The organism is Skermanella sp. TT6 (assembly GCF_016653635.2).
GTDB lineage: Bacteria > Pseudomonadota > Alphaproteobacteria > Azospirillales > Azospirillaceae > Skermanella > Skermanella cutis.
The window spans coordinates 668137-694247 of the sequence record NZ_CP067421.1 but is presented as its reverse complement, the minus strand read 5'-3'; the positions used below and the strand labels follow the sequence as shown (position 1 = coordinate 694247).

Here is a 26111-nt window from a genome sequence, read left to right as displayed (position 1 = left end):
AGCTTCGTACACGGAAATGCTGTCCTCGATAGCCCTCGGCGGCTGGATCTACGCCGCCGCCTTCGCCTGCGTCGCCCTGGCCGCCGCCGTGCAGGGGTCGACCGGCCTGGGCTTCGGCCTGCTGGCGGCGCCGATCCTGGGCATGATGGACCCGGCGTTCGTCCCGGGGCCGCTTCTGGCACTGGCCTTCCTGATCTCGGTGCTGCAGGCGGCGCGCGAGTGGCGCTCGATCGACCCCGCCAAGCTGCTGGTGGCGCTGTGCGGGCGCATCCCCGCATCCTTCCTGGCGGGGCTCAGCATCTCGCTGATGCCCGCGTCGGCGTTCGGGGTGACCTTCTCCGTGCTGGTCCTCGCGGCGGTCGGGCTCAGCCTGGCCGGTCCGCGCGTCCGCACGACCCCCGGGACCCTGTTCACGGCCGGGGCGGCCTCGGGCTACATGGGCACGCTCACCTCGATCGGCGCACCGCCCATGGCGATCGTTCTCCAGAACGCGGCCGGTCCGGAGGTGCGCTCGACCATGGGTGCGTTCTTCGTCGTCGGCGCCGGGTTCTCGATCGCCGCCCTGGCCCTGTTCGGCCATTTCGGCCGGACGGAGATGATCCTGACGGCCTATCTCGCCCCGGCGGTGCCGGTCGGGTTCGCGCTGTCCTTCTGGGGCCGGCGCGCGGTCGACCGCGGGCGGGTGCGGCCGGTTCTGCTCGGCCTTTCGGCGGTCTCCGCCCTGCTCCTGCTGGCGAAAAGCCTCGCCTGAGCCGCCCCCGCCCGGTCCTGGTCTCAGCCCAGCCTCGACTTCAGCCAACCGGCCATCTCCCGCAGGCACTCGTTGCCCTGGGGGATCACGCGGGTGAGCGAGATGAAGGCGTGGATCTGTCCGGTGAACTCGCGGTAGGCCACCGGCACGCCCGCCGCCTCGAGCCGGTCGGCATAGCGGCGCCCGTCGTCGAGCAGCGGGTCGAAACCCGCGGTGACGATCATCGCCGGGGGCTGCCCGCGCAGGTCCTCCGTCCACAGGGGGGAAACGCGGACATCGGCCGCCTGCTCCGGGGACGACAGATACAGCTCGGTGTACCAGCGGACCCGGATCCTGGGCAGGATGTAGGCATCCGCCAGTTCCCGGTGCGAGGGCAGCTGCCAGCCCAAATCCAGTGAAGGATAGATCAGCAGCTGGGCCGCGGGCCCGGGTTCGCCCCCGGCCGCCAGGATCTGGCAGACCGCCGCGGCGAGGTTGCCGCCCGCCGAATCGCCGCCGACCGCCAGCCGCGCGGGATCGGCGCCGAGCGTGGCCGCGTTGGCGGCGAGCCAGCGCCACGCCGCGAGGCAGTCTTCCAACCCGGCGGGGAACTTGTGCTCGGGCGCCAGCCGGTAGTCGACGGCGAGCACAAGGCATCCGGACCAGGCGGCGAGCTTGCCGCAGGCGCCGTGATGGGTCTCCAGGTCCCCCTGGATCCATCCTCCGCCGTGGAGATACAGCAGCAGGGGCCGGGCTCCCGTACCCTCTGGCGCGTAGAGCCGCAACGGGACCTGTCCCGCCGGGCCGGGGCAGGCGAGGTCGGAAACCTCGACCGAGGCCGGCGGCGGCTCGTCGAGCAGTTCGACCATCTTCCGGAACTGGCCGCGCGACTCCTCCGGCGTCGGCAGGCTGTCGGGGGAGCGCAGCTGCTTGATCACTTCGCCGATCACCTGCGCCTTGGGATCCATCACCCGGTCGCCGCGCCGGATCCGGTACCCGTCCAGCAGCCGTTCCGCGTCCGCCTCGGCCAGATGGAGATGCTCGGCCGTCAGCCGGAGCTCCGGAAGCTTGTCTGTCACGGCGTTCCTCTTTCCTGATTGGTGCGTCACCTAAGGATCACGGGTTCGGAGCGCTTGCGCAATACCGGCCGCAGCCGGCGGGGTTCCGATCAATGACTCTCGCGCGGCACGTCGTGGCCCCGGCAACCGACCAGGAAATCCAGATCGGCGCCCCGATCGGCCTGCAGGACATGTTCCACGTAGAGGCTCTGGTAACCGCCCCGCATCGACGGTTCGGGCGGCGACCAGGCGGCGGCGCGGCGGGCCAGTTCGTCCTCCGCCACGTCCAGGTGCAGGCGCCTTGCCTCGACGTCCAGCTCGATGAAATCGCCGGTCCGCACCAGCGCCAGCGTGCCGCCGACCGCGGCCTCGGGGGCGCAGTGCAGGACCACGGTGCCGTAGGCGGTGCCCGACATGCGGGCGTCAGAGATCCGCACCATGTCCCGCACGCCGCGTTCCAGCAGCTTTTTCGGCAGCGCCATGTTGCCGACCTCGGCCATCCCCGGATAACCCTTCGGGCCGCAGTTCTTCAGCACCATCACGCAGGTCTCGTCGATCTCCAGGGAGGGGTCATCGACCGTCGCCTTGTAGTGCTCGATGCTCTCGAAGACGACGGCGCGGCCGCGATGGCGCATCAGCTCGGGCGACGCGGCCGACGGCTTCAGGATCGCGCCGGCGGCCGCCAGGTTGCCGCGCAGCACGGCGATGCCTCCGTCCCGCACCAGGGCCCGGTCGCGGGGCAGGATCACGTCGGGATCGAAGTTCTCGGCGGAGCGGATGTTGTCGCCCAGGGTCCCTCCCGTCACGGTCGGCACGTCCAGGTCCAGCAGGTCCGACAGTTCCTTCATCACCGCCGGGATGCCGCCGGCATAGCAGAAATCCTCCATCAGGTACCGCCCGGACGGCATCAGGTTGACGATCGTCGGCACGTTCCGGCCGGCGGCATCCCAGTCGTCGAGCGTCAGGTCGACCCCGACGCGTCCGGCGATCGCCAGCAGGTGGACGACCGCGTTGGTCGAACCGCCGATCGCGCCGTTCATCCGGATCGCGTTGAGGAAGGCCCTGCGGGTCAGGACCTTGGACAGGCGCAAATCCTCACCGACCATCCCGACGATGCGCCGGCCGGTCAGGCGGGCAAGCCGCGCGCGGTGGGCATCCACCGCCGGATAGGCGGCGTTGCCGGGCAGGGTCAGCCCCAGGGATTCGGCCATGGAGGCCATGGTCGAAGCCGTCCCCATGGTCATGCAGTGCCCGGGCGAACGCGACATGGCGCTTTCCGCCGCCATGAAACGCTCGCGCGACATGCGGCCCGCCCGGACATCCTCCGAGAATCTCCAGACGTCGGTACCCGACCCGATGTCGGCCCCGCGGAACTTGCCGTTCAGCATCGGCCCGCCGGAAATGACGATCGACGGCAGGTCGCAGCTCGCCGCCCCCATCAGAAGGGACGGCGTGGTCTTGTCGCAGCCGGCCATCAGGACCACCCCGTCCATCGGGTTTCCGCGGATCGCCTCCTCGACATCCATCGAGGCGAGATTGCGGAACAGCATGGCCGTCGGCCTGAGGTTGGACTCGCCGCAGGAGAAGACCGGAAATTCCAGCGGAAGGCCGCCCGCCTCCAGCACGCCCAGCTTCACCTGCTCCGCCAGGCCGCGGAAATGCGCGTTGCACGGCGTGAACTCGGAGAAGGTGTTGCAGATGCCGATCACCGGGCGGCCGTCGAAGGCATCGTCCGGCAGTCCGCCGTTCTTCATCCAGCTCCGATGGATGAAGCTGTCCTTGCTGTCGCCGCCGAACCAGGCCTGTGACCGCAGCGGCCTGGGGGACTTCTGCGCCATGGGTGCATCCTTTCTCTCGCCGCCGTCCGGGACCAGCCTAACGCGTAATCCGGGCCCGGTCATCCGCCGGCATGGCCGCGCGGATCGGGAAATGCACCCGTGGCCGACGGCCGGGCGGTCAGGCGGTCTGCTTCTCCTCCTCCCGCACCAGGCGTTCGAGCGTCCCGAAGATCTGGTCCGCCTTGAGGTGGATCGGGTTGAATCCGCTCGTCACGGAAACGTCGCCGAACAGCTGCTGGCCGGACCGGTCGGCGCCCACGAAGGACATCGACCAGTCGGGGAAGGAACGGGCGGCGACGGGGGCGTATTCCAGCACCAGGACCTCGCTGTGGCGCTCATCCCACTGGATGCGCTCGAAGGTCTCGGTGACCGCCGGCGAGGGGCCTTCCAGCACCTGGGCGAAGCACCCGCTGTTGAACAGCAGGGCACCGGTCACGCCGGCCCGGGCGTTGTTGCTGCGGGAGCTTGCCAGGATCTGCCGGACGCCCGCGACGATCTCGTCTTCGGTCCCGGGCATGGCGTTGCGGCTGAAATAGACGAGGCGGTGGATCTGTTCGGACATGGTTTGGCGGCCTGCTCGATGCTCACGTGGGGATACGGTTCAGGACGGCCGCCACCTCGGCGGCCGGGACGGGTTTGCTGAGAAGGTAACCCTGTATGTCGGTGCAGCCTTCCGCCCGCAGGCGATTTAGCTGCTCCTCTGTCTCGACGCCCTCCGCGGTGGTCGAGATGCCCAGGCTGACGCCGAGGCCGATGATCGCCTTCACGATGGCGGCGCTGTCGCCGTCGGTCGGCATGTCGCGGATGAAGGACTGGTCGATCTTGACCTTGTCGAACGGGAAGGACCGGAGATAGCCCAGGCTGGAATAGCCGGTACCGAAATCGTCCATGGCGATCCGGACGCCCAGGGTGCGGAGCCGATGGAGGATCGCCAGGGTCGCGGCGGTATTGTCGAGCAGGACGCTCTCGGTGATTTCCAGCTCAAGGCGTTCGGGAGCGAGGCCGGAGGTCGCGAGCGCCGCCGACACGGTCTCGACCAGGCCGGGATTGCTGAACTGGATGGGCGAAAGGTTGACCGCGATGCGGTGCGAGCCGGGCCAGCGTGCCGCTTCGCGGCAGGCGGTCAGCAGAACCCACTCGCCGATCTGGGAGATCAGGCCGATTTCCTCGGCGACCGGGATGAAGTCCGCGGGCGAGACCATGCCGCGTTGCGGATGGCGCCAGCGGGCGAGGGCTTCGAAGCCCACGATCCGCCTGTCCTGGAGGCTCATCTGCGCCTGGTAGAAGACCTCGAACTGGCGAAGCGCGAAGGCGCGGCGGAGGTCGAGTTCGAGCGCGCGGCGGGCCTGGGCGCGGGCGTCCATTTCCTGCTCGAAGAAACGGAAACGCCCCCTCCCCTCCTCCTTGGCGCGGTACAGGGCGAGGTCGGCGCTCTTGAGCAGGCGGTCCGGTTCGGTGCCGTCGGCCGGAGGCAGCGCTATCCCGATGCTGACGCCGATGTTCAGTATATGGTCGTCGACGAGATAGGTGCGGCCGACCAGGTCGACCAGCCGCTGGGCAAGCGCCTTGGCGGCTTCCGGCTGCCGGGACGAGCGCTGGAGGATGGCGAACTCGTCGCCGCCCAGCCGGGCGACCAGGTCGTCCTTGCGCACCGTCGAGCGCAGGCGTTCGACCACCCGGCACAGCAGCTTGTCGCCGATCGCATGCCCGAGGGTATCGTTGACCGTCTTGAAGCGGTCCAGGTCGAGCAGGAAGAGCGCGGCTTGGCGATCCTGCTCGGGCTCGGCAAGCATCTGGACGATACGCTCCTTGAGGACGACCCGGTTCGCCACCCCCGTCAAGGCGTCCCTGCGCTCCGTCAGGTCCGTGCCGGCCGGAGCCGACCGGTCCTCCACCGTCACGAGGATGCGTCCGCCGCCGAGACGGACGGTGCTGACCGGCCATGCCCGGCCGTCCACCGACCTGAGCGAGCGGACGTCGCCGCCGGCAAGGCGGACCAGATCCGGGTCGCCCGCGTCGACCGGCACGGATGGATTGAACAGGGTCCGGAACGCGGAATTCATCATGGATGGCCGCGCGTCCGGTTCAAGGATCGCGAAGGCGCAGGGAAGCCGGTCGCAAGCTTCCAGAAGGGCATCATGGGCCGTCGCCGCAAGCGAGCGGGGAGGAAATTCATCTCCACCAACTACAGCTTCGATCAACGCATCCTCGAAAAACTCTTCCATGACAAGTGCACTCAGGAGGTTCGTTCTTTTCACAATGCATCTTGTCAATTAAGACCCGGTTTATGAAATGGAGCGTCTTTGGTATTATCCTATTTTGGTTATTTATATTATTGAATAGGTGAGGCTTCACTTGCTTGACGGCATCTTCGATCTGTCCCGAAAACCCGTTCGGCCGAGATCGAAGAGCGAACGGCCGGACGGCGGCGGCTCAGACGTAGCGTGGCTGCTCCGGCCGTTGCTGCGGATCGGGGCCGTCCTCGTCCTGCTCGGACCGCTCGTCGGCGGGTCCCGGAATCCGCGTCAGGTTCAGGGCGGTGTTTATCAGGCCGATATGGCTGAACGCCTGGGGAAAATTGCCCAGCATGCGCTGTTCCGCCGTATCATATTCCTCGGCGAGCAGCCCGACGTCGTTGCACAGTCTGCATAGCCTTTCGAAAAGCCGCCTGGCGTCGGCGTGGCGTCCGAGGAGGACGAGGACGTCGGCGAGCCAGAAGCTGCAGGCGAGGAATGCGCCCTCGCCGGGAGGCAATCCGTCTTCCCCTGTCCCCGTGTCGTAGCGCAGCACGAGGCCGTCGCGCACGAGATGCCGCTCTATCGCGGCCACCGTACCGACGACGCGGGGATCCTCGGGCGGCAGGAAACCGACCAGCGGTATGGCCAGCAGGCTCGCGTCCAGTTGCCTGGATCCATAGGACTGCACGAAGCTGCCGAGGTCCGGATCGTAGGCATTCCGGCACACGTCCTCATGGATGAGGTCCGCCACCCGGCGCCACCGGGCCGCCCGTCCGCTGGCCGGATCACCGGCAAGCGCTATCGCGGCCACCCGATCGAAGGCGACCCAGGCCAGGACCTTGGAATGCGTGAAGTGCCGGGGTCCGCCGCGGGTCTCCCAGATGCCCTCGTCCGGACGCCGCCATGCCTGCTCCAGGAACGGCATGATGGTCTCGCTGAGCTCCCTGGATCTCGGGTGCGGCGGCAACCCGCCCTTCAGGGCCTGCGCCAGCGCGTCGGCGACCTCGCCGTAAATGTCGAGCTGGAACTGCCCGGCGGCGGCGTTGCCGACGCGCACGGGACGGGAATCCAGGAAGCCGCCCAGCCACGGGACCTCCCATTCGGGCAGGCGCCGCTCGCCGGCAAGCCCGTACATGATCTGCATCTGGGACGGGTCGCCGGCAACGCTGCGCAGGAGCCACTCGCGCCACGCCGACGCCTCCTCGTAGTAGCCCAGCTTCATGAAGGCCTGCAGGGTCATCGTGGCATCGCGCAGCCAGCAGAACCGGTAATCCCAATTGCGGGGGCCGCCGGGATGTTCCGGGAGCGACGTCGTCGCCGCGGCGACGATGCCGCCGGTCGGCATGTATGTCAGGGCCTTGAGGGTGATCAGGGAACGCTTCACCTGGTCCGTCCATGGCCCGACCGGCGGACAGCGGCCGGAGAACTCCGTCCAGAACGCCTCCGTCCTCTTCAATTCGGCTTCCGGATCGCGGGGGGCCGGAGGCGGCAGGTGGGACGGCGAATGGATCAGCGTGAACGGAATGCGCTGGCCCGCCGTCACGGTGAACGATCCCACGGTGTGCATGTCGGCACCGCGCAGTTCCGCGGCCGTCCGCAGCACGAGGAGATCGGGGCCGGCCACGGCGGTCAGCGTGGCGTCGTCGAGACGGCTGACCCAGGGGATGCTCCGGCCGTAGTCGAACCGGATCACGAGATCGAGGTCGAACTCGACCCGGCCCCGGTTGCCGACCACGATCCGGACCAGATCGGCGAAGCCGTCCCGCGGCGGCATGAAGTCTATCAGGGTCGCCGAGCCTTCCGGCGTTTCGAAAGTAGTCTCCAGGATGAGCGTGCCGTCGCGGTACCGCCGGGTCGTGCGCGCCTGGTCATCCTTCGGCCTGATGCTCCACCGGCCGTTCTCCGGCGATCCCAGCAGGGCCGCGAAACAGGCGGCGGAATCGAACCGGGGAAAACAAAGCCAGTCGATGGAACCCCGGTTCGAGACGAGCGCCGCCGTCTCGCAGTCGCCGATCAGGGCATAGTCCTCGATGCGCCGAGGTGTGTCGGTACCGGCCAAATCCCATGCCTTTCACGTTCGGGCGGGAGCGGACGGCGGCGGTTCCGTGCCGCCGTCCGCTCCCGCCGTTGGTCGCCCGCAGCCGCCTCCCCTGCCAACAGCGGCGGCGCCGTTCCATCCCGGCGGTCGGAATGGAACGGGCATGGCATCAGACCTCGAACAGCCATGACTTGGTGCTGTTCCACTTGAACACGGCATCCGTGTCGTTGACTTGGCCGTTGAACGAAACCTCGTCGATATAGAGGTTCCGGTCGGATCCATTGCCCCCGGTCCTTCCGTTCCAGGCATCGTTGTCGAAGATGATCTCGACCTCCCGCTCCTGGATGCCCGGGGAGTCCAGGTCGCCCTTGTAGGTGAAGGTCTGCCACTGGCCCTTGTCGTGGACGGCAGTCACCTTGTTGGTGAAATCCAGCGTCTTGCCGTCAACCTTGACGACGAAGTTCGGATTGCCCTTGTAGTGGTCGCCCGAAGCCTTGACGGTGATCACGTCGTCTTTTCCGGGATGGGGGAGAGGGGCCGGTCCCTTGCCCTTCAGCCAATCGAAGCGTCCGGCGAAGTCTTCGAGCCACTCGTCGCGGTGCTCGTAGACCGTCCTGGCCCCTTGGGTGCCGGGACGGTCGAAGCCCTGCCCCTTGAGGTCCGTATAGTAGCCGTCGGACACCTTGCGGAATTCCCCGCCCCAGCTTTCCTTGGTCGGGTCGTCCTGATCCCCGTCGAGGAAGCGGAGAACGGTCGGGCTATCGCCCATCTTGACGCCGGACTTGTTGAAGATGTTGCTCGACACCTTCGAGAAGAAGTCTCCCAGGGCTCCGTGGCCCTTGGCGTTCGCCTCGTGCCAGCCCTTGATCATGGAGCCGCTTTCCGGCGTGCCGTAGGTGCCCCGGAACGTGGTCATGTTATCGACCCACATGTCCAGCTTGCCCTTGAAGTTGTCCAGCAGGTACTTCTTGGCGTGGATGTCCTGCGTATCGATGCTGAACAGCCGGACGTGCTTGGCGATGCCGGGAGAGTCGTGCAGCGCCTGCGCCATGTCCGCCTCCCCTCCCCAGGTGAGCACGTTCAGCTTCTCGCCCGCGGCGGCGGCCTTCCTGGCTTCGGCGACGATGGCCTCGGACGAGTCCGTCGCCTTGGAATATCCCTTGGGAGGCGCGGTGTCCGTGGCGCCTTGATGGCTTACCTTCTTCAGGTCCTCGACGGACTTGAAGGCAGGGCTGTGCTCGCGCAGCTTGGCAAGGTCCTTGCCGTAGACATCGATCACGGCATCGATGTCCCTGACCAGGCCGTCCTGGGTGTTGAACTTGGACGCGGTTCCGGCGATGCCGACGATGTTCATCTTGTCCTGATACATCAGCGCATGGACGAGGGACTGAACATCGTCCTTCTCCTGCGCTTCAAGCCTCAGGTCGGTCGAGATGAAAATTCTGGGCAAAGCCATGCCTATGCTCTCCGGGTAAGTTGACACGCCCACCGGAACGACAAGTAATCCGACGGAGAGCAAAATGTGTTTTCAGATGGTTAAGATCGGATTAACGCTACCAGAGTGAATTGAAGGACAAGCGATATGTTAAAATTGGATGTCAATGAAGTTTATATTGTTTGGAACAAGATCACCGAATTGCGCTCTTATCAAGAAAACATTGGTTCCCGCCAAGCCTGAGCGATGCTTTCCCGCAGGATTATTGTTCCATTCCTCGATTCCGGATTGCGCTGGAATCATCAGGCGATGGAAGCGTTGCGGCTGGCGCGGAGAGCACGGCAACCGCCCCGGACGGACGCCCGAACAAGCGGGCACCTCAGGGAGCCTGTTGCTGCCTGGGTTCGATGGCTCACCTGGGCTGGTCCGGAGCCATGGAACGGCGCAAAAGGGGCGGCTTCAGGCCGCCTTTCCGGCCATCTTGGCACGTCGTCCCTGGACCTTCCGCGCGGCGGACAGGATCCCGGTGTAGTTCTCGCAGGTTGTGGACAGCGGCGTCGAGCCGCCACTCGCCGCGGCAAGGGTCGGGCCCGCGCATGCCGAAGCGGGCGGCGCCCTGGCGCTCCTTCATCTGCCCGAACACCGGCTCGACCGACGAACCGCGCCGGCGGTACAGGGCTTGGCCGCGCCCGGCCTCAGATCAGGAACGCGAAGCTTGCAGCATATGGAGAAAGCTGCGCAGCTCGCTCGTTCGCTTCTTCTCATCGGTGATCTCGTCGTCGATCCCGATCCGCCAGGCGATGTCCCTGCGCGCGGCGTCGTCGTGCAACTCGTCCAGCAAAGCTGCGTAGGACTCGATGGCCGCACCGTCCCTCGCCATGTCCTGAGCGATGAGGTCGTCCACCTGCCTGCGCAGGGATGCGGCGATCTCGGCGACCGTCAGCTCGGGATGGTACTGCACGCCCCAGAACATCCCGTTCCGCGACCTGATCTCCGCCGCCTCGATCGGGGTGCTCTTCGTTCTTGCCAGGACGACGCCGCCTGGCGGCATGGTGTCGATGACGCTGAAATGCATGGCCGGAGCGTCCCAGACGATCGGCCGCCCACGCAGGAGCGGATGGTCGCGCCCGGCGTCCGTCGCGGTGATCCCCCGGGCGAAACCGGCCTCCAACGCGGTCTCGCGCGGCTTGCACGTCCCTCCCGCAGCGACGGCCGCGATCTGGAGGCCCGCGCAGGATCCGAACGCGGGCGTTCCGGACTCGAACACGTCCGTCGCGAAGCGGGCGGCCGAACGGCTTTCCCCGCTGTCATCGTGCATCTGGATCGGAGAGCCGGCGAAGAAGATGCCGTCGTAACGACGAAGCTCCGCAGGGGACGGCGTTCTCGACCCATCCACGCAAGACACGAAGTCGATCGACGCGCCGCCGGCCAGCGAGCGCACGGTCGAGGCGTAGGTCTCGTGCGACGCGGCGCCTACGGATCGACGGCGTGCTTCGGCTTGATCCGGCGTTTCGCTGGCAACGATCAGGAAGTGAAGGGACACAGGCATCCAATCTCTGGCTACGGAGGATTTCGGATAGGGAAACCGGCGTCACGCCGGAAGCTGCGCCGGCGCCGGATGCATGGCCTCGAATGACACGGGCTCGTTCCACCCCCGGCCCGGGGCGATCGGCGTGATGTCGCAGGCACGGAAAATAGGAGTGCCGGGCCTGTTTGCAAGGTAAACCAGCGACGAAGGCACCTTTTCCGCCTGTCTGTTGAAGCCGAGCTTTCCTGGTGACAGGAAATCGATGGAGGCTGCGATGGCCGATGGCGGGCACTTGGGAGACCGTGAGCAGTTCTGGCGGGATCACGTGGCGGGCTGGAAGAGCAGCGGCCTGTCGCTGCGGCTGTACAGCGAGCGTCATGGGCTGAAGGCAGGCACGTTGGGCTACTGGAACTCCCGGCTCAAAGCGCAGGCCGCCGATGCCCTGACATCATCGGCCGGATCGGAGACCGTGGCGACGTTTCTGGCGGTCCATGTCGCCGAACCGGCGGTGAGTGTTTCGGAGCCGTGGGATGACCGGATCGAACTGGTTCTGAAGGGGGGCAGCGTCCTCCGGGTTGGGCGTGGCTTCGACGCCGTGACCCTGGGCCGGCTGCTCGACGTCGTCGAGAGGCGTTCGTGATCGGGCTGCCGGATGGCGTGCGTGTCTATCTGGCGGCGGGTCGGACCGACCTGCGCCGTGGCATCGACGGCCTTGCCGCACAGATCCAGACGGTGCTGCTCCAGGATCCCTTCAGTGGCCATCTTTTCGTTTTCCGAGGGCGTTCGGCGCACACGATCAAGGTTCTAATGTACGACACCACCGGCTTTCTGCTGATGCAGAAACGCCTGACCGAGGGAAAGTTCATCTGGCCAAGCCCGGCGGATGGCATCGTGACGATCAGCCGTGCCCAGATGTCGCTGCTCGTTGACGGTCTGGACTGGCGATCAGCCAAGACAAAACCCATCGCGAAGCCCCTGCTTATCGTCTGAACAGAAGCCTGCATTACTTCTATGTTACTGCTTCTGCTGCGGTTTACGACGAGGGGCGGCGCGGATACTTTCTTTACATGGATGATGCCCGGCACGACAGCAATCCTGCGAACCCGAAGGATGATCCGCTCGAGCGGATCGCCGTGCTGGAACGTCGGGTCGCGGTGCTGACGCGCGAGAACGAACGACTGGAGACGTTCCTGGCGGTTCTGCGCCACAGGATCTTCGGCCGTTCCTCGGAGAAGATGAGCCCGGATCAGTTCAGCCTGCTCGACACGGCAGCACCTGCCCCGGCCGATCCCGGCGAGGCGGAACCCTCGGGCGAGGACACGACCGGACGGCACCGCCGCAGCCGCGGGGGTCGGCGTCCTCTGCCCGACAGTCTGCCGCGGGTGACCCGCGAGATCCTGCCCGCCAGCACGCAGTGCCCGTGCTGCAGCCGGGAGATGGCCCGGATCGGCCAGGACGAGAGCAAACAGCTCCACCTCGTGCCGGCCCATGCCGAGGTTCACGTCACGGTCCGGCCCAAGTTCGCCTGCAGGACCTGCGGTGAACTGGCCCAGGCTCCGGCTCCTGACGACCGGCCGATCGAGCGCGGCCTGCCCACCGCCGGCACCATCGCCCAGGTCGTCATCGCCAAGTACCTCAACCACATGCCGCTGCACCGGCAGGCGGCGCACTACGCCCGGTTCGGCGTGCTGCTCGCCACCACCACCCTGTACGGCTGGGTCGAAGCGGCCGCGCGCGATCTGGCGCCGATTGCCGACCGCCTGCTCGAACTGCTGATCCGGCGGACCAAGATCCATGCCGACGACACGCCGGTGACCGTTCTCAATCCGGGCCGTTCCGGCACTCACGACGGCCGCTTCTGGGTCTATGCCGACGACACCCGGCCGCGCGGCGGCAGCGAACCCTCGATCGCGGTGTTCCGCTTCTCCGCCGGACGCGCTGGCAAGCATCCGGGCCAGCACTTGGCGGGCTTCACCGGCACCCTGCAGGCCGATGCCTTCTCCGGCTTCGATCACCTGTACCGGGATGGTGCCATGGTCGAGGCCGGCTGCCTTGGCCACGCCCGGCGCAAGCTGGTCGATCTGGTGCGCGCCAAGGGCTCGCCGGTTGCTGGCGAGGGCGTGAAGCAGATTGCCGCGCTGTACCGCATCGAGCGGCGAATCTACGGGCTGCCGCCCGCGGAACGCCTGGCGGTGCGCCAGAGCGAGGCGGTGCCGCTGCTCGATGTCCTGCGGGCCTGGCTGACCGAGCGGCTGAGCCAGGTGGCGCCGCGCAGCGAACTGGCCAAGGCACTCGGCTACATGAACGCACAGTGGGATGCCTTGGCGCGCTACGCCGCCGATGGCACGCTGGAAATCGATAATCTGACGGCCGAGCGGGCGTTGCGCGGCATAGCCATCGGCAGGAAAAACTGGAACGTGATCGGCTCGGATGCTGCCGGCAAAGTCGCCGCCGTGATCTACAGCCTGGTGGAAACCTGCCGGTTGAACGGGATCAACCCGGAAGCCTACCTGACCGACGTCATCGGCCGGATCGGACGGATCAAGATCCAGGCGCTCGATACCTTGCTGCCGTTCAACTGGCGACCGCCCGACGCCAGCAGTTCCGCCGATCCAGGCCGCATGAACATCGCTCCTCACACTGCCGCCGCCTGATCCGGCCGCGCCGAGGTCTCTCCCATCGGCAAATCCTCCCGCTGCCCACCATCGGGAATCTGCGCGCGTGACGGCGCTCGAGTAGGTGCCTTCGTCGCTGGTTTACTTTGCAAGTCGGCGCCCGTTGCCCGAGCCGGCACCATCGCGGCGGCGCGGCGGCCGGCCCGATAGGCGGGGCGGCGATCCGGGAACGGCGGATGACCGGGCTGCGTTCGCGCCGCCCGGCCGGGCCTTCGCCGACGGACAGAAACCACTTGTTTCTGCGACGCAGTCGCATTATTGGATGTGCGCCTCCAGGCGGATCCATCCGAAGGCACCACGGGGCCGAGGGCTCAGGGGGGATGCCCCGGAAACATTCCCTGTTTCTTCGGGCATCGTGCCGTCGCCGGGCGCGACGGTTCAGTCCGCGGCAGCAGGCGGACGATCGTCGCCCCACCGTGAGGACCACCCGGCTTAGGACACTCCCATGAACCCGTTGAAATCACTCCTGACCGTTGCCGGCCTGCTCGCCATGATCGGCCTCGGCGCGCCCCCCTCGTTCGCCGACCCGACGCGCTATCCGCTGACCGTCGAGAACTGCGGAACCCAGGTCACCTTCCGGAAGGCTCCGGCGCGGGCGATCGGCCTTGGCCAGAACAGCGCCGAGATCCTCTTGCTCCTCGGCCTTGAGGACAGGATGGTCGGCACCGCCTTCTGGCCCAGCGCGGTCCTGCCCCAGCTTGCCGAGGCCAACGCGAAGGTCAAGCTCCTGACCGTCGAGTTCCCGACCTTCGAATCCATCCTTGCCGAAGACCCGGATTTCGTCGCGGCGGCGCTGCCCAGCCTGCTCGGCCCCAACAGCAAGGTCGCCAAGCGCGGGGATTTCGACAAGGTCGGCGTCCCGACCTACCTGTCGCCCAGCACATGCCTCGATACCCAAGGCGCCAAGGACGTGTACGGCAGCCGCGCGCAGCTCTGGAACATAGACCTGCTCTACAGGGAGATCGACGAGCTCTCGCGGATCTTCGACGTCGCCGATCGCGGCCAAAAGCTGATCGCAGATTTCAAGGCGCGCGAGACGGCACTCCGCGCCGCCGCCCCGAAAGCCGACCGGAAACTCTCCTACGTCTTCTGGTTCTCGAGCCCGTCGCCGTCCGCCGACGCCTATCTCGGCGGCAAGAACGGGGCGTCCGGCTTCATCGTCGATCTGCTCGGCGGCACCAACGCCATCACGACGGAAGCCGAATGGCCGACGCTCGGCTGGGAGGGCATCATAGCCGCGAATCCCGACGTCATCGTCGTCGCCAGCCTCGACCGCAACAGGTGGGACCTCGACAGGTCGGAAGCCAAGATCAAGTTCCTGACCACCGACCCGGCCGTCAGCCAAATGCCTGCGGTCAAGAACAAGGCCATGGTCGTCATGGACGGCCAAGCGATGAACCCGACCGTCCGCACCCTCTACGGGGCCGAGCAGGTGGCCGGGCAATTGAAGACGCTCGGTCTGGTGAAGTGACCGGGACACGGCAGGTGACCGGCCGGCTGACCGCCCTGGGAGGCATGTTCCTGGCGTCCCTGCTGGCCATCGCCCTCGTCGTCGGGATCAGCGTGGGCATCGGCGACCTGCCGATCCCCCTCTCCACGACGTGGTCCGCCGTGACCAACCGGCTGGGATGGACGTCGGTCGAACTGAGTCGCATCCATGAGACCGTGATCTGGGACTACCGGCTCAGCCGGGCGCTGGTCGCGGCCTTCTGCGGCGCCGGCTTGGCGCTGTCGGGGGCGATCATGCAGTCGCTCCTGCGCAATCCGCTCGCCGAACCCTATGTCCTCGGAATTTCGGCCGGCGCCTCCTCCGGCGCTGTCGCGATCGTCATCCTCGGAATCGGGTCCGGAGCCTTCTCGCTGTCGATGGGCGCCTTCGCCGGAGCCTTCGCGGCCTTCTTGTTCGTCGCGCTGCTGTCGAACGGCACGCGTGGCGGTGCCGACCGCACGATCCTGGCCGGCGTCGCCGCATCCCAGCTGTTCAACGCCACCACGTCCTACATCGTCACGACCACGGGCAATGCGCAGCAGGCGCGCGACGTGATGTTCTGGCTGCTCGGCAGTTTCGGCGGAGTGCGCTGGCCCGAGTTCGTGCTGGTCTCCATCGTCGTGGGCCTGGGCCTCGCGGCCTGCCTCATGGCCGCGCGGATCCTCGACGCCTTCGCCTTCGGCGACGAGGCGGCGTCGGCGCTCGGGGTCAATGTCGGTCGGGCGCGGATCACGCTCTTCGCCCTGACCGCGCTGATGACGGCCACCATCGTCAGCATGGTCGGCTCGATCGGCTTCGTCGGCCTTGTCGTGCCGCATGCCGCACGTTACTTCGTGGGGCCGACGCATATCCGGCTGCTGCCGGCCTGCGCGATCGCCGGCGCTATCTTCATGGTGCTGGCGGACATCGCGTCGCGGGTCCTGATTCCGCAGCAGACGCTCCCGGTCGGCGTCGTCACGGCACTGGTGGGAGTGCCCTTCTTCTCGCTCATCCTCTACCGGTTCCAGCGCGCGTCATGAGCATCGCTGCCGAACAGCTTACGTGGAGGATCGCCGGCAAGACCGTGCTGGATGCGGTCTCCCTGGAGGCCCGACCGGGCGAGATGCTCGGCCTGCTCGGGCCGAACGGGTCCGGCAAGACCTCGCTCCTGCGCCTGCTCGCCGGGCTGAAGCAGCCGCATTCCGGTCGGGTCATGCTCGACCGGGAGGATGTCCGGGCGATCTCGCGCCGGTCGATCGCCCAGCGCGTCGCCTTCGTCGAGCAGCACGCGACGACGAACGCCAACCTGAAGGTCGTCGACGTCGTCAAGCTCGGCCGGTTTCCGCACCGTTCCATGTTCTCGGGCTGGTCGTCGGCCGACGAGGAGGCGGTCGAGGACGCGCTGGCGAAGGCCGGCATGACGGGGAAACGCAACGACCCCTGGCAAAGCCTGTCGGGCGGCGAAAAGCAGCGCGCCCACATCGCGAGGGCGCTGGCGCAGACGCCCAGGGAGCTGATCCTCGACGAGCCGACCAACCACCTCGACATCCAGCACCAGATCGGCCTCCTCAGGCTCGTTTCCGGCCTTCCGGTGACCAGCATCATCGCGCTTCACGACCTCAACCACGCCGCCATGTTCTGCGACAGGCTGGTCGTCCTGAGGCAGGGCAGGGTCGTCGCGTCCGGACACCCGGCCGACGTGCTGACCGAGGACCTGCTGAGGAGCGTCTTCTCGGTCGAGGCGCGCATCGAGCGGCACGACCACTCGGCGCGGCCCCATATCCACTATGTGCGCTAGGGCACGCCGCCCGGCTACCGTCCGACCTTGAGCCGACGATCCAGGACCGGGCCAGAGGGCGCGCTGAGCCGATACGAGAGCTTCATCGGCGACACCTTGCGCTCGCCCACCCGGTCGGCCCGGAAGGTCGAAGCCCGGATCGCCGTCATCGTCCTGAACCGCATGCTCGACCTCGGACGCTCCCTGCCGCCGAGGCGCGCCACCATGCTCAAAGCGAGCACGTTGCCATGGCGGTGTGACTGAACCGAACCGAACCGGCCTCCGGTCAACCCGGTACGGTTCACTTCGGGCAGCGGGCCGTGCAGCGGACGAGCAGGAAGCCGAGGCTTCTACCGCGGTTCGCCGCCCCTGTCCTCCGGGACGGCCTCGGAGACGTCGCCGACGGTGGCCACCAGGAATCGCACCGCGGTCTCGGCGTCCTCGGCGAAGTCGACTCCGACGACGCGTTCCGCGGCATCGACGCGCCGGATGACGGCAGGAAACACGGCAACGCCATGGGTCAGCTCGCTGTGTATGCTGAGCGTCGTCGGGTCGCCGATCCGGTATCCGTCGACCTCCTCCTTGACCTGGAGGCCGACGCCGGTCGCCGACCAGTCGACGAGGCGGGCCGAATGACGGCCGATCCGGAGCGGGTAGCCATCGCCCAGGTGGCGCGGGGCCCGGCGACGCTCAGGCGGTGGATCCAGAACCATGTGCTGCCTCCTGCTTGCCGATCTAGGTCCTCCCGCGCCATCACCGCCCGCGTCAGGCGATCGGCCCGGAGAGCTTGAGGTCCCTGGCGCCGCGGAAGTCCGCGTCCCGGATGTCGGCACCGCGCAGGTCCGCCAGGGTCATCACCGCGTCCGTCATCACGGCCCCGCGCAGGATCGCGTTTCGCAGGTCCGCCTGCATCAGGTCGCTGTCTTGCAGGCGCGCCTCGGTCAGGTCGGCGCCGGCCATGTTCGCGCGGACCAGGCGCGCCTTGCCGAAGTTCGTCGACCAGCGAGGATGCGGCCCGCCAGGTTGGCTCTCGAGAGATCGCAGAACTTCAGGCAAACCCGCATGCCGCCGCGCTGCCCCTGTACGTAGCGCAGATGCAGGGCGAGCGCCCGTTCGATCTCGCCGGCCGTCAGCGTCCGGTACCCGATGCCCAGATTGTCGATTCTCACGTGATTCGTCATGGGCTCGCCCGGAGGAGTGACTGGAAATGCCGCACCGCCTCGGACCATACAGGCGTCTATTGAGACCGGCTCCGGATGACAGGCATCGACCCCCGCTCGAGCGGACAAGCCGTATGACAAATTGAACATTAGAATACTAAAAAACCGTGAACCCGGCCTACCGGGTACCGGACCGCACCGAACCCGCCGGAGGCTTCGCCTCCCGGCGGACCGAGCCATATCGGGAAGACACGGCGATCAGGGCGCACTGCCGGCTACACGACCATGACACGGCGTGATTGCGCTGATAAGATCGCCAAACATGATTATCTTGATTAGGCACACTTCGCAATGAACCCGGTTCGACTGGACAGTTTCGACGTGTTCGCGGCGATCGTACGCTGTGGCGGCTTTCGCGCCGCGGCGCTCGAACGGGGCGTCTCGTCATCGGCCCTGAGCCAAACCATGAACGCCTTGGAAGAGTCCCTCGGGATCCGGCTCCTCAATCGGACGACGAGGAGCGTATCGCCGACGGAGGCAGGGCAGCGCCTCCTTGATCGCCTGGCCCCGGCCCTGGGCGATATCCAGCTTGCGATCGCCGAGATCGATGAGCTGAGGGACAGTCCATCGGGAACCTTGCGGATCAATGCGCCGGCTCCGGCCGTCGATCATCTCCTATGCCCCCTCGTGTTCGACTTCATGGATGTCTTCCCCAAGGTGAAGATCGAGATCGTCAGCGATGCGGCGGTGATCGACATCGTGGAACAGGGTTTCGATGCCGGCGTCCGGTTCGGCAAGCAGTTGGCGCAGGACATGATCGCGATCCCGTTGGGACCATCGCTCAGATATGCGATCGTGGCTTCACCGGATTACATCGACCGGCGGGGCCTGCCGAGAACGCCGCATGATCTCGTCGACCATGACTGCATAAGGCGCCGGTTTCCCGGGGGCACCCTCGCGGCCTGGCGGTTCGTCGATGGGGACGAGGAGCTGGAGGTCACCCCCGCCGGACGCCTGACGTTCAGCACCGTGCATAACGAGCTTCAGGCCGCCCTGGCCGGCAGGGGCATCGCCCACGTACTCGACGACTATGCGAAGCCCCATATCCGCGGCGGCCGGTTGGTGGAGCTTCTCCGGGACTGGAGCCCCACCCTGCCGCACTGGTTCCTGTATTACCCCAGCCGCCGCCTTCCGAGCGCGGCAATGCGGGCGTTCCTCGATCACATGAAGGCCTACGACTGGCAGGCCGGCGGCTGACGCGAACGCACCGGCGCGCCAGCCTTCGGGCGTGGTCGGCTGCGGGGCCTAGAGCTGTGCCCGATCAGGTCGATCCGCCTGGGGCAGCCGATCAGATGCGTTGCGCCATGGGCGCAACCTACGATCGTCGGGCCTGCATCACCCCCGCCCTGCATCGAGCCGTAGGTTGCGCCCATGGCGCAACACAGGGCGGCGAGTGGAACGGCCGGCTGCGAGGACCGAAGCGGTTCAACCTGATCGGGGACCGCTCTAGAGCAGGTCCTCGACGCGGATCGGCAAATGCCGGATCCTTTTTCCGGTCGCGTTGTGGACGGCGTTGACGATGGCTGCGGCCGCGCCGACCATGGCCACCTCGCCGAGCCCTTTGACGCCCGATATGTTGAGCTGGATGTCCGGCTCGTCGATGAAATCGACATCGATCGCGCCTATGTCGGCGTTCACCGGCACGACATATTCCGCAAGGTCGTTGTTGAGCGCGCCGCCGAACCGCGGGTCGATCTCGCCGACCTCGCGCAGGGCGGCACCGATGCCCCAGACCACGCCGCTGCGGACCTGGCTTTCCGCCGTGCGGCGGTTCATGACCCGTCCGCAGTCGGCGACACTGACAACCCTCTCGACACGCACGCGCCCCGTCGAGGGCTCGACATGGACTTCGGCAAAATGCGCGATCCAGCTGAATGCGAGGAAGTCGGGATATTCGGGCCCGGTCGTGGCGAGGACGCCCCGTCTCAGCTGCTCGATCGCCTGCCGGTCCTTGCCAAGGGGCACGGTATCGACCGTCACTTCCAGGAAGGGGCGCCGGGTCCGGGCGAGCTGGACATGGACGGGCTCTTCCGACAGCGCCGCCCCGGTCAAGAGGACGAGCTCCTCGCGCAGCCTCAAGGCGGCGGCCCGAGCCGCCGGCGCCGCGCTTCCCGCGCCCCAGGAACCCGCGGTGAGATGCTGGGGCGCATGGCCGGTGTCACCGATCCTGATCTCGATCCTGCCGGGGTCCGCGCCGAGGACGTCGATCAGCTCCTCGGCGATGACGCTGCGCAAGCCCTGCCCCATTTCGTGGCCCGACGTCGCGATCTCGCATCTGCCGCTGGCCGAGAGCCGGAGCGTCGTGACCGATGGCGTCATCGCGGCCTTGTAACTGCCGCAGGCGACGCCGAGGCCGATGAGGTCGCCGTTGCCTGCCGCCAGCGTGCCGGGCACGCTCCTCCGCCGGTCCCAGCCGAACAGCGCGGCCCCGCGCCTCAGGCATTCGGCAAGATGGCGGGAGGAGAAGGGCTTGCCGGTGATCGGATCACGCCGGGCGTCATTGGCGAGGCGCAGCGAGACGGGATCCATGCCGAGCGCCCCGGCGAGTTCGTCGATGGCGCATTCGGTGGCATAGCTGGCCGGATGCTCGTACGGGGCGCGCTGATGTCCGGGCGTCTGGCTGTCGACCCGAATGATGCGCTCGCTTCCCCGCCATGCGCCATAATCATACATGCGCGGCGGATTGGCGCCGTGATCGCTGGCGAATCCGTCATACCGGCTATTCTGCTGCACCGTTTCATAGATGCCGGCCAGCAGGCGGCCGCTGCCGTCCGCCGCGAGGCGGACGCGATGCCGGCTGCGCGGACGATAGGATGCCGTGTGGAACAGCTGGCCCCGCGGCATGACGAGCTTGACCGGGCGGCGAAGGAGCAGGGCGGCGCTCGCCACCAGCACGCTCTGCTCCTGGACGCCGTTCTTCTGGCCGAACCCTCCGCCCGTGTACGGGCTGACGCCTCGAAGCGCCTGAGGCTCCATTCCCATCATGCCGGCCAGTCCGCCGGCGAAGGCCGCCGCGGCCTGCGTTCCCTCGTAGATCCGCAGCGTACCGCCCTCGAAGGCGGCGGTCGTCGAGATCAACTCGATGGGATTGTGGTGCTGCTGGGGATGCAGATACTCCACATCGACGACATGGGCGGCACCGGCGAAGGCGGCCTCGGCATCGCCGGACCGGTGCTGGCGGGCGACCTCCGCCTCCGGGCCCGCAAGGCCGTCCTCCATCAGCGCGCTGAAAGGCTCTTCGGCATAGCGCACCGTCACGGCTTCCGCTCCTTCGATCGCCGCCTCCAGCGTCTCGGCGACCACCAGGGCGACCGGTTCGCCCCGGTGGCGGACCTGCGGTACCGTCATGGGCTGGTAGCCTTTTCCCGGCTGCCCATAGGCGCCGCGGGTCGCGGGCGTCGTCCTGATCCGCGAGAAATCGTCATGCGTGAAGATACGCACGACCCCCTGGACAGCGCGGGCCGCGGCAGTATCGATGGACAGGATCCGGCCCTTGGCGATCGTCGCGGGCACGGTCATCGCGTGAAGCAGCCCGGGAAACGCCTGGTCGGCGGCATACAAGGCACGGCCGAGCACCTTTTCACGGGCATCGAACCTGGGACGGTCAGCGGTGCGGTTCGGTGTCATGGGGTCCTGCTCCCGGCAGTCATGATGGCGTCGGCAAGGGTTCGCGCGCCGAGTTCGATCTTGAAGGCGTTGTGGCGACCGGCCCGGGCATCGGCAAAGGCCGCCCTGGCCGCATCCAGCGCGAGCTCCCGGTCGAGGTCCCGGCCGCGCAGGAGAGCCTCGGTCCCGCGTGCCCGCCAGGGCCGGGTGGCCACCCCGCCGAGCGCCACATGCGCCTGGCGCACGCGGTCCCCGTCCATGTCCAGCGCCACCGCGGCGGAAGCGAGCGCGAATGCGTAGGATTCGCGGTCACGTACCTTCAGATAGGTGGAGTTCCGGCCGGCCGGCGTCTTCGGCACCGAGATGCCCGTGACGATCTCCTCCCGGCTGAGGCTGAATTCGAGATGCGGCGTTCCGCCGGGCGGCCGATAGAGTTCGGAAATCGGGATGACCCGCGTCCCGTCGGCGCCTTGCAGTTCGATCGCGGCATCCATCGCCGTCAGCGCGACGGGCCAATCCCCGGGAGACACGGCGTTGCAAGCCTCGCTTGCCCCCAGCACGGCCTGAGATCGATCAAGCCCGCCGATCGCGGCGCAGCCGGAGCCCGGCACCCGCTTGTTGCACGGATAGGCGCCGTTCGCGCCGTTCCTGAAATAGGCGCAGCGCGTCCGTTGCAGCAGATTGCCGCCGACGGTCGCCATGTTGCGCAGTTGCTGGGAGGCCGCCTTCGAGAGGCTGTCCGCCAGCACGGGATAGTCGCGGCGTACGACCGGATCCTCCGCGACGTCCGCCATCAGCGCCGCGCCCCCGAAGAACAGCCGATCGCCGCCGGTATCGATCCGGTCGGCGCCTTCGAGCGCGGCGATGTCGATCAGGTGCGACGGCTGCTCGATGCCGAGTTTCATCAGATCGTAGAGATTGGTGCCGCCGGCGATGTAGCGGGCCCCTTCCCCGGCGGCGGCGAAGGCTTCGATCGCTTCACGGGCCGTTCCGGCGCGAACATAGGACAACGGTTTCATGGCTCAGCTCCGCTCGATCCGGGGAGCGGCCTGTTCGATCGCCGCGACGATGCCGGCATAGGCACCGCACCGGCAGATGTTCCCGCTCATGTACTCCTTGATCTGCTCCGGCGTCGAAGCGTGACCTTCCCTGACGCAGGAAATCGCAGCCATGATCTGGCCGGGCGTGCAGTACCCGCATTGCAAGGCATCGTGATCGATGAACGCCTGCTGCATGGGATGAAGGGCGTCCGGCCCGGCTATGCCTTCGATGGTGGTAACGTCGCGGCCATCGGCTTTGGCGGCCATCGTCAGGCAGGACACGACCCGTCGGCCCTCCATCAGGACCGTGCAGGCGCCGCACTGGCCATGATCGCAGCCTTTCTTGGCACCGACGAGGCCCAGCCGCTCGCGCAGCATGTCCAGCAAGGATGCCCGCGCATCGATTTCCAACGTCGTCCGGCGGCCGTTGACGTTGAAGGATACGCGGACGGTCATGCCGTTTTCCGGCGAGGTCCGCGGGCCGGCTTGCTGGGCATGCCCCGATGCCGACAGCATCGTGCCGGTCAACGACACGGCGGCTCCGGCTTCCAGAACCTGTCGGCGCGTGATTTCGAGAAATTGCCTATCTTGCGGGTTCGACATCTGAACTCCCTGGATGAGGGCAAGACATGGGCCGCCTGTGGGACAGGCGCCTTGAGGTCGCGGCTGATCGACAGTAATTCACGGCGTCCGGCAGGATAAGCCGCCATGTCCTGCTCAGACCGGTAAGCTGTGCTTCGCAATCGGGATGGGCCGGATGACGTAGCGGTGACGGCGGCGGTCGGCGGAAGCCATGTCGATCGCGCCCTCGCGCACCCGGACCCGCGAGCCGAAGGGTCCGCCCCGGAAGAGGGAGGGGCCGGCTGAGCGGTTGCGCGGGGCGTCAGCGCCGACCGCCGCCTGGGAGCGGCGACCGCGGGCGGCGAGGACCCGGTCCGCCTCCTGGCGTGAGGATACGCCGGAACGGTCTCATACCGGCGTGTACAGGATCAGCTTGAGCGCCGGATCGTCGGTCGACTGGAAAGTCGCGTACTCGAAGCGCAGCAGCCCCCGCTCGGGATGGTTCATGACCTTGCGCCCGCCCCCGGCATCGCGGACGTCGTGCTCCGGCCACCACTCCGCGATCTCGGGGCAGCCCGCCCGCGCCCGCTCCAGCAGGTCGAGGAAGGCGGGATCGCCCGCGAGCAGGTCGTGCGTCGCGCGGAACTGCGCGACCATGCGCCTCGCCTCGTCGGCCCAGGCGGCACCCAGCAAGTGCCGGGCGGCCGGGTCGGTCAGGATATAGAGTACGCCGTTCCGGTCCTCCTCCTTCATCCGGTCGAAACCGAAGATGTCCGACGCCGCGTCGTTCCAGGCCAGGATGTCCCAGCGCCGGCCGGTGATGTAGGCGGGCAGGTTGAGGCTTTCGATCAGGCGCCGAAGCGGCTCCGGGACCGTCTCCCGCTGCCAGGCGGCGGCTCCGGCCGGGCGAGCCAGGGCGCGCAGGTGGGCCGCCTCGGCGCTGCCCAGGCGCAGGACGCGCGCCAGCGCGTCGATCGTCGTCAGCGACGGGCTGACATCCCTTCCCTGCTCCAGCCGGACGTACCAATCCACGCCGATCCCGGCCAGCTCGGCCACTTCCTCGCGGCGCAGGCCCGGCGTGCGGCGGCGGCGACCGTTGGGAAGCCCGACCTCCTCGGGAGTGAGGCGTTCCCGCCGCGATCGCAGGAAATCGGCCAGCTCGCTTCTGCTCGGGTCCGCCATGGTCGCGGCACGCTCCTCGACGACGGGCCGGATCCCAGCATGGGACGCCCCTGTCCCAGGATAATACCAGGCCTTCTCCGCGGGCGGCACCTGCCCAATGTTGGTGCGGAACGCGGTGACCAATCCGGGACGGTCACACCGGCGGCGGAGCCAACAGAAGCCGCCAGCGTTCCAGGACATCCACCACAAGGGTGACTCCGATGCATTTCACGATCAACGGTCGCTCCTACGACCTGGATCCGGACATCCGGACCTCGCTGCTCGACCTGCTGCGCGAACACCTGGACCTGACGGGCAGCAAGAAGGGCTGCGACCACGGCCAGTGCGGCGCCTGCACGGTGCTGGTGAACGGGCGGCGGATCAATTCCTGCCTGACGCTCGCCGTCATGCACCAGGACGACGACATCACCACGATCGAGGGGATCGGCTCGGCCGAGGCGCTGCATCCCGTGCAGGCCGCCTTCATCCGCCACGACGGCTACCAGTGCGGCTACTGTACGCCCGGCCAGATTGTCTCCGCGGTCGGCATGCTGGACGAAGTCCGCAAGGGCTGGCCCAGCCACGTCACCGCCGATCCGGGTTCCGTCCGGCTCGACGACGCCGAGATATCGGAGCGGATGAGCGGCAACATCTGCCGCTGCTCGGCCTATCCCGGCATCGTCGATGCCATCCGCGACGCGGCGGGAGCGGAGTCATGAGGACGTTCGAGTATTCCAGGGCCGACACCCCGCAGGCGGCCGCGGCCGGCTTCGCCACGCCGGGCACGCGGTTCATCGCCGGCGGCACCAACCTGCTCGACCTGATGAAGCTGCAGGTGGAGACGCCGGACCGGCTGGTGGACATCAGCCGCCTGCCCCTGGCCGACATCGAGGAACGGGCCGACGGCGGCCTCTCCATCGGCGCCCTGGTCCCCAACAGCGACCTCGCGGCCGACCGGCGGGTGATCTCCCGCTACCCGATGCTCAGCCAGGCGCTGCTCGCGGGCGCCTCCGGCCAGCTCCGCAACAAGGCGACGACCGGCGGCAACCTGTTGCAACGCACCCGCTGCTACTACTTCTACGACACGGACGCCGCCTGCAACAAGCGCGTCCCCGGCAGCGGCTGCGACGCGATCGGCGGCTTCAACCGCATCATGGCCGTCCTCGGCACCAGCGGGCACTGCATCGCCAGCCATCCCAGCGACATGGCCGTCGCCATGCGGGCGCTCGACGCCACCCTGGTCACCCTGCGGCCGGACGGGACGGAGCGGCGCATCCCCCTTGCCGACCTCTACCGCCTGCCGGGCGACACGCCGCACGTGGAGACGGTTCTGTCCGCCGGCGAGCTGATCACCCGGGTCGAGCTGCCCCCGCCCCCGCCCGGCCGCCAGCTCTACCGCAAGGTCCGCGACCGCGCCTCCTACGCCTTCGCCCTGGTGTCGGTGGCGGGTGCGGTTGACGTGCGGGACGGCCGCATCGCGGGGGCGGCCCTGGCGTTCGGCGGGCTCGGCACCATGCCGTGGCGCGACCCGGCGGCGGAGCGGGCCCTGATCGGCCGGGAACCCGCCGCCGAGACGTTCGAGGCGGCGGCGGACGCCCTGCTGGCCGACGCAAGAGGGCACGGCGGCAACGATTTCAAGATCCCGCTCGCGCGCCGCACGCTGGTCGCCTGCCTGCGCGACCTGACCGGGACGCCGGCATGACCGCCCCGGCTTCCTCTCCCCGGCACTGGAGGAGTGC

Annotated in this window: 26 protein-coding genes; 11 read left to right on the top strand and 15 right to left on the bottom strand. The window is 67.8% G+C overall.

Annotated features, from left to right (window positions below):
- Positions 1-16: 16 nt before the first annotated feature.
- The gene (locus IGS68_RS31080) at positions 17-751 is read left to right on the top strand and encodes a sulfite exporter TauE/SafE family protein (protein WP_201082133.1); all 735 of its coding nucleotides are present in this window, start codon (positions 17-19) and stop codon (positions 749-751) included.
- Between the two features lie 23 nt (positions 752-774).
- Here IGS68_RS31080 and IGS68_RS31075 read toward each other — a convergent pair whose 3' ends face one another.
- The 8 genes from IGS68_RS31075 to IGS68_RS31040 all read right to left on the bottom strand — a co-directional run bounded on the left by IGS68_RS31075 (position 775) and on the right by IGS68_RS31040 (position 10885).
- On the bottom strand, positions 775-1809 hold the full coding sequence (locus IGS68_RS31075) for an alpha/beta hydrolase (RefSeq protein WP_201082132.1): 1035 nt from the start codon (positions 1807-1809) through the stop codon (positions 775-777).
- Between the two features lie 89 nt (positions 1810-1898).
- Positions 1899-3626, bottom strand: a complete 1728-nt coding sequence (locus tag IGS68_RS31070; RefSeq protein ID WP_201082130.1) for an IlvD/Edd family dehydratase — start codon at positions 3624-3626, stop codon at positions 1899-1901.
- Between the two features lie 118 nt (positions 3627-3744).
- Positions 3745-4188, bottom strand: a complete 444-nt coding sequence (locus IGS68_RS31065; RefSeq protein WP_201082128.1) for a BLUF domain-containing protein — start codon at positions 4186-4188, stop codon at positions 3745-3747.
- 22 nt (positions 4189-4210) lie between these two features.
- The gene (locus IGS68_RS31060) at positions 4211-5692 is read right to left on the bottom strand and encodes a putative bifunctional diguanylate cyclase/phosphodiesterase (protein ID WP_247881447.1); all 1482 of its coding nucleotides are present in this window, start codon (positions 5690-5692) and stop codon (positions 4211-4213) included.
- 367 nt (positions 5693-6059) lie between these two features.
- The gene (locus IGS68_RS31055; protein WP_247881446.1) at positions 6060-7922 is read right to left on the bottom strand and encodes a glycoside hydrolase family 15 protein; all 1863 of its coding nucleotides are present in this window, start codon (positions 7920-7922) and stop codon (positions 6060-6062) included.
- Between the two features lie 148 nt (positions 7923-8070).
- Positions 8071-9357 (bottom strand): nucleoside hydrolase-like domain-containing protein, encoded by a 1287-nt coding sequence (locus IGS68_RS31050; RefSeq protein ID WP_201082123.1) that lies wholly within the window; start codon positions 9355-9357, stop codon positions 8071-8073.
- A 391-nt stretch (positions 9358-9748) separates the two neighbouring features.
- Complete coding sequence (locus IGS68_RS31045; RefSeq protein WP_247881445.1) at positions 9749-9967, bottom strand: hypothetical protein; 219 nt, start codon at positions 9965-9967, stop codon at positions 9749-9751.
- Positions 9968-10036: 69 nt separating this feature from the next.
- The gene (locus tag IGS68_RS31040) at positions 10037-10885 is read right to left on the bottom strand and encodes a glutamine amidotransferase-related protein (protein WP_201082121.1); all 849 of its coding nucleotides are present in this window, start codon (positions 10883-10885) and stop codon (positions 10037-10039) included.
- Between the two features lie 241 nt (positions 10886-11126).
- Between IGS68_RS31040 and tnpA the strand changes: the two genes are divergently transcribed.
- From tnpA to IGS68_RS31005, 7 genes are all read left to right on the top strand, one after another.
- A complete protein-coding gene (tnpA, locus tag IGS68_RS31035; protein ID WP_158046808.1) occupies positions 11127-11504 on the top strand; it encodes an IS66 family insertion sequence element accessory protein TnpA in 378 nt (125 codons plus the stop codon).
- Positions 11501-11854 (top strand): IS66 family insertion sequence element accessory protein TnpB, encoded by a 354-nt coding sequence (gene tnpB / locus IGS68_RS31030; protein WP_158046331.1) that lies wholly within the window; start codon positions 11501-11503, stop codon positions 11852-11854. Before tnpA ends, tnpB begins: the two co-directional genes overlap by 4 nt.
- A gap of 77 nt (positions 11855-11931) precedes the next feature.
- A complete protein-coding gene (gene tnpC / locus IGS68_RS31025; protein WP_201082120.1) occupies positions 11932-13518 on the top strand; it encodes an IS66 family transposase in 1587 nt (528 codons plus the stop codon).
- 466 nt (positions 13519-13984) lie between these two features.
- On the top strand, positions 13985-15010 hold the full coding sequence (locus IGS68_RS31020; protein WP_201082119.1) for an ABC transporter substrate-binding protein: 1026 nt from the start codon (positions 13985-13987) through the stop codon (positions 15008-15010).
- A gap of 44 nt (positions 15011-15054) precedes the next feature.
- The gene (locus tag IGS68_RS31015) at positions 15055-16047 is read left to right on the top strand and encodes a FecCD family ABC transporter permease (RefSeq protein ID WP_371821962.1); all 993 of its coding nucleotides are present in this window, start codon (positions 15055-15057) and stop codon (positions 16045-16047) included.
- Positions 16044-16805: an ABC transporter ATP-binding protein gene (locus IGS68_RS31010; RefSeq protein ID WP_201082117.1), complete on the top strand. Its 762-nt coding sequence runs from the start codon at positions 16044-16046 to the stop codon at positions 16803-16805. Before IGS68_RS31015 ends, IGS68_RS31010 begins: the two co-directional genes overlap by 4 nt.
- Positions 16806-16832: 27 nt before the next feature.
- Positions 16833-17048: a hypothetical protein gene (locus tag IGS68_RS31005; RefSeq protein ID WP_201082116.1), complete on the top strand. Its 216-nt coding sequence runs from the start codon at positions 16833-16835 to the stop codon at positions 17046-17048.
- 86 nt (positions 17049-17134) lie between these two features.
- On the opposite strand, the gene IGS68_RS31000 is transcribed toward IGS68_RS31005, so the two are convergent.
- The 3 genes from IGS68_RS31000 to IGS68_RS30990 are packed head-to-tail and all read right to left on the bottom strand — an operon-like array spanning position 17135 to position 17965.
- Positions 17135-17497: a PilZ domain-containing protein gene (locus IGS68_RS31000; protein WP_201082114.1), complete on the bottom strand. Its 363-nt coding sequence runs from the start codon at positions 17495-17497 to the stop codon at positions 17135-17137.
- Positions 17498-17549: 52 nt separating this feature from the next.
- The gene (locus tag IGS68_RS30995; protein WP_201082113.1) at positions 17550-17744 is read right to left on the bottom strand and encodes a pentapeptide repeat-containing protein; all 195 of its coding nucleotides are present in this window, start codon (positions 17742-17744) and stop codon (positions 17550-17552) included.
- Positions 17726-17965, bottom strand: a complete 240-nt coding sequence (locus IGS68_RS30990) for a hypothetical protein (protein ID WP_201082112.1) — start codon at positions 17963-17965, stop codon at positions 17726-17728. The genes IGS68_RS30995 and IGS68_RS30990 overlap by 19 nt, the downstream gene beginning before the upstream one ends.
- A gap of 330 nt (positions 17966-18295) precedes the next feature.
- Between IGS68_RS30990 and IGS68_RS30985 the strand changes: the two genes are divergently transcribed.
- Entirely contained in the window at positions 18296-19201 is a 906-nt protein-coding gene (locus IGS68_RS30985) for a LysR family transcriptional regulator (RefSeq protein ID WP_201082111.1), read from the top strand.
- Positions 19202-19450: 249 nt separating this feature from the next.
- Here IGS68_RS30985 and IGS68_RS30980 read toward each other — a convergent pair whose 3' ends face one another.
- From IGS68_RS30980 to IGS68_RS30965, 4 genes are all read right to left on the bottom strand, one after another.
- Entirely contained in the window at positions 19451-21631 is a 2181-nt protein-coding gene (locus tag IGS68_RS30980) for a xanthine dehydrogenase family protein molybdopterin-binding subunit (protein ID WP_201082110.1), read from the bottom strand.
- Complete coding sequence (locus IGS68_RS30975; RefSeq protein WP_201082109.1) at positions 21628-22629, bottom strand: FAD binding domain-containing protein; 1002 nt, start codon at positions 22627-22629, stop codon at positions 21628-21630. Before IGS68_RS30975 ends, IGS68_RS30980 begins: the two co-directional genes overlap by 4 nt.
- A 3-nt stretch (positions 22630-22632) precedes the next feature.
- A complete protein-coding gene (locus tag IGS68_RS30970; protein ID WP_201082108.1) occupies positions 22633-23253 on the bottom strand; it encodes a (2Fe-2S)-binding protein in 621 nt (206 codons plus the stop codon).
- Between the two features lie 366 nt (positions 23254-23619).
- Positions 23620-24393: a helix-turn-helix transcriptional regulator gene (locus tag IGS68_RS30965; protein WP_201082106.1), complete on the bottom strand. Its 774-nt coding sequence runs from the start codon at positions 24391-24393 to the stop codon at positions 23620-23622.
- A gap of 200 nt (positions 24394-24593) precedes the next feature.
- Here IGS68_RS30965 and IGS68_RS30960 point away from each other — a divergent pair, with 200 nt between their 5' ends.
- On the top strand, positions 24594-25091 hold the full coding sequence (locus tag IGS68_RS30960) for a 2Fe-2S iron-sulfur cluster-binding protein (protein ID WP_201082104.1): 498 nt from the start codon (positions 24594-24596) through the stop codon (positions 25089-25091).
- Positions 25088-26074 carry an FAD binding domain-containing protein gene (locus tag IGS68_RS30955; protein WP_201082102.1) on the top strand — a complete coding sequence of 329 codons (987 nt, stop codon included), beginning with the start codon at positions 25088-25090 and terminating at the stop codon, positions 26072-26074. The genes IGS68_RS30960 and IGS68_RS30955 overlap by 4 nt, the downstream gene beginning before the upstream one ends.
- Positions 26075-26111 lie beyond the last annotated feature (37 nt).